We start from the raw sequence: 1,037 nt of genomic DNA, 5'->3' as shown, positions 1-1,037 counted from the left end.
ATCAAAGGCTCAATTGGGATTGGCGGAATTGTGCTAGTAGCTATTGCACTGTTTCTTTTCTTTAAGAAACGTAAAAAAGAGCAGGAGGCAGATAAATGAAAAAGAAAACATTGATTTTAACTGCCAGCATGCTGCTTTTAGCAACCGTAGGAACAAAGGATTTTGTATCTGCAGAAGAAAACAAAGTGTCTGGACATGGAACGGTTGAGTACACTGGTGAACATCCCAAAGAGCCAGTTGATCCTGAAAACCCAGTCAAGCCAGTTGATCCAGGTCCTGGTCCTTCAACAGATGGGGATCTTAGATTCGACTTTGCATCAACGTTAAATTTTGGTAGAAGTAAAATCACTGAAACAGACCGTAATTTTTATGTAAATGCGCAACTATTTCATGATGGAACGCCTGCCAGAGGTAACTTCTTGCAAGTGACAGATTCTAGAGCAGAAGCTTCAGGCTGGACGCTTCAAGTTCGGCAAGAATACCAATTTAAAAATGATGTTATTCAAGAAGATGCTGAAAAAGAATTGAAAGGGGCAGTTCTATCTTTTGATAAAGCGTGGGCAAATTCTGCGTATACTCAAGAAAAATCGCCCCAACTCAGTAAAGATATCATTCAATTGAATGCACCAGGCACAACCTTTCCAGTAGCCACGGCTGATCAAGGGCAAGGAAAAGGAACCTGGATCATTTCGTTTGGAGCATCGGCTGAGAATGCTGGTGACCAAACAAGCACACTTTTTCCTAAAGTTGACGAAAAAAATCAACCGATCTTAGATGAGAACTTTGAAAATCAGCAAGTTCAGGGAAATAAAGCCATCTTTTTATCCGTACCGGATGCCGTAAAAATCCATCCCGTACAATATCAAACCGAGTTAACTTGGATATTAGCCGAGTTACCATAAAACACACACACATATAAAAAACTAGGAGGAAACACACATGAAATTCAAAACATTATGTTCAGTAGCAGTAGTAGCAGCAATCACAACAGGAGCTTTAGCACCAATGGCGGCAAATGCCGAAACAGAAGCAAAATC

2 protein-coding genes are annotated in these 1,037 nt (G+C 40.5%); both read left to right on the top strand.

Annotated elements, in window-relative coordinates; all coding sequences use genetic code 11:
- A complete protein-coding gene (locus BCR21_RS17355) occupies positions 1–99 on the top strand; it encodes an LPXTG cell wall anchor domain-containing protein (protein WP_084013244.1) in 99 nt (32 codons plus the stop codon).
- Complete coding sequence (locus tag BCR21_RS06075; protein ID WP_069645595.1) at positions 96–902, top strand: WxL domain-containing protein; 807 nt, start codon at positions 96–98, stop codon at positions 900–902. The genes BCR21_RS17355 and BCR21_RS06075 overlap by 4 nt, the downstream gene beginning before the upstream one ends.
- Positions 903–1,037: the final 135 nt, after the last annotated feature.

Source organism: Enterococcus ureasiticus, assembly GCF_001730285.1.
GTDB lineage: Bacteria > Bacillota > Bacilli > Lactobacillales > Enterococcaceae > Enterococcus_L > Enterococcus_L ureasiticus.
The sequence above is the reverse complement of the archived record's forward strand: the minus strand, read 5'-3'. Positions and strand labels throughout refer to the sequence as shown.